We start from the raw sequence: 2492 nt of genomic DNA, 5'->3' as shown, positions 1-2492 counted from the left end.
GCGCGAAGCAGGCCGTCATCGTCGGCGCCGGCCTTGCGGGTGCGGCCTGCGCGCTGGCGCTCTCGCGGGCGGGCGTGGCCTGCACCGTCGTCGATGCGTTGCCCGGCCCGGCCCAAGCCAGCTCGGGCAACCCGGCCGGCCTCTTCCATGGCACCCTCAACCCGGACGACGGCCCGCACGCGCGCTTCAACCGCGCCGCGGCGCTGGCCACGCAGGCTTTGCTGACGGAGCTCGCCCTGCCTCATCAGCGCGGCCTGCTGAGGATGGAGACGCGACTGCCGCTGGCCGCCATGCGCGGCGCGCCGGGCTATGTCGAGGCCCTGTCCGCCGAAGGCGCCTCGATCCTGGCCGGCACCGCCCTCGCCCACCCGGCCTGGTTCTATCCCGGTGGTGGCGCGCTGGACCCGGCCGCCTACATCCGCGCCATGTTGGCCGCCAGCGGGGTCGCCCTGAAACTGGGCAGCCCCGTCGCCGCCCTGGAAGCAGCCACCGACGGCTGGCGCCTGCGGGATGCCCAGGGTCATCGCATCGCCGAGGCGCCCCTTGTCGTGCTGGCCGGCGGCCATGGCCAACTGTCGCTGCTCGGCGAACTGGCTGCCGGCTTGACCGTGCAGCGCGGCCAGTTGACCCACTTGCCGGAAGCGCCCTGGTGCCCCACCGTCCCCATCGCCGGCGACGGCTACGCCATCGCCGATGGCCGCGGCGGCCTGTGGTGCGGTGCGACGACCCAGGACGGTGATCTCGACCCGGCGCTGCGCGAGGTTGATCAGGCCGACAACCTCGCCCGCTACGCGCGCTTGGCCGGCCTGGCCACCCCGCCGCAGGCGCCGCTCTCCGGCCGCGTGGCCTGGCGCCTCATCGCGCCGGACCGCCTGCCGCTGATCGGCGGTCTGGCGGCTCCCGGTGAGGCGGCCGAGCAACTGCGCCTGCAGCCACGCCAGCCGGGGCTCATCGCCTGCACCGGTTTTGCCTCGCGAGGCATCACCTGGGCGGCCCTGGCCGGGCGCCTGGTCGCGGCGCTGGCCCTGGGCTCGCCACGGCCGCTCGAGGCCGAGTTGCTGGACGCTGTCGACCCGCTGCGCTTCGCGTTGCGCCAGCGACGCAGGCCGGGCGGCTGAGCCGGCCTGTTTGGCCCTGGTTCGGGCAACTATTGCCGCTTCCTCCCCCATATCGCTCTTCCGCCCCACCAGAGCCGGCGGCACACTGCGCTGTTGACCCGGCCTGGCCGGTGTCTTTTTCCTTTTCTGATGGAGACGACGGCATGAGCGGTTCGCAGCGGTTGAAGTTGGCTCTGGGCGTTGTGCTCGGCGTGGTCACCGTGGGCGCCGGCATGGCGCTGTCCGGCCTGGGCGACAACGCCGGCGCCGCCAAGGGTTGGTTGTATGCCGTCCTGGCGCTCACCTGGGTGGCCGGCCTGTTCGGCCTGCTGGCCAGTGGCGGCTCGGGCGGCAGCCTGCATGCGGCCACCGAGGCCGCCGAGGCGCTGGCTCGCTTTGACCTGACCCACCCCATTCCGCGCGGCGGCAGTGGTGACGTCGGACGCCTGCTCGGCGCGCTGGACGACACCCAGCAAGGGCTGCAAAAACTCATCGCCAAGGTGCGCGAAGCCGCCGACAGCATTGGCACGGCCAGCGCCGAAATCGCCACCGGCAACCTGGACCTGAGCCAGCGCACCGAGCAGACGGCGAGCAATCTGCAGAACACCGCGTCCTCCATGTCCGAGTTGACCGGCACCGTCAAGCAGACGGCCGACGCAGCCATGACGGCCAACCAGCTTGCCAGCTCCGCCGCCAGCGTCGCCCGGCGCGGCGGCGAGGCCGTGTCGCAGGTCGTCGCGACCATGGATCAGATCAGCCACAGCTCGCGCAAGATCAACGAGATCATCGGCACCATCGACGGTATCGCCTTCCAGACCAACATCCTGGCGCTGAACGCCGCCGTGGAAGCGGCCCGCGCCGGCGAGCAGGGCCGTGGCTTCGCCGTCGTGGCCGGCGAGGTGCGGCTGCTGGCCCAGCGCAGCGCCGAGGCCGCGAAGGAGATCAAGAGCCTCATCAGTGCCAGCGTCGAGCGTGTGGACTCCGGTACCCAGCAGGTGCAGGACGCCGGCGCGACGATGACCGAGATCGTTGCCAGCGTGCAGCGCGTGACCGACATCATTGGCGAAATCAGCGCCGCGGCGCGCGAGCAGAGCGAGGGCATCGGCGTCGTCAACGGCTCCGTCGTGCAGCTCGACCAGATGACGCAGCAGAACGCCGCCCTGGTGGAGGAATCCGCCGCCGCGGCCGAAAGCCTGCGCGAGCAGTCGGCCCGCATGGCCGAGGCCATTGGGGTGTTCAAGCTCAGCGGCGGCGCGGCCCACCGACCGGCAGCGCCCAGGGCACCGGCCGCGCACCGGCCCGCGCCGGCCAAGCCGGCGGCCAAGGCCCCGGCACCCAGGCCAGCCGCCAATGCCAGGCCGACCGCCGCGCCCATGGCCAGGCTGGGTGCCGGGG

The 2492-nt window shown here is 72.8% G+C and carries 2 protein-coding genes; both read left to right on the top strand.

Annotated elements, in window-relative coordinates:
- Positions 1-1118: FAD-dependent 5-carboxymethylaminomethyl-2-thiouridine(34) oxidoreductase MnmC (mnmC, locus tag ACXJKM_RS30040; RefSeq protein ID WP_457356662.1), on the top strand; the 1118-nt coding region annotated here is incomplete at its 5' end.
- A 143-nt stretch (positions 1119-1261) separates the two neighbouring features.
- Positions 1262-2492: methyl-accepting chemotaxis protein (locus tag ACXJKM_RS30035; protein WP_457356661.1), on the top strand; the 1231-nt coding region annotated here is incomplete at its 3' end.

This window comes from Roseateles sp. P5_D6, from assembly GCF_054049415.1.
Note: the sequence above shows the minus strand (reverse complement) of the source record. Positions and strands in the feature narration are given on the sequence as shown.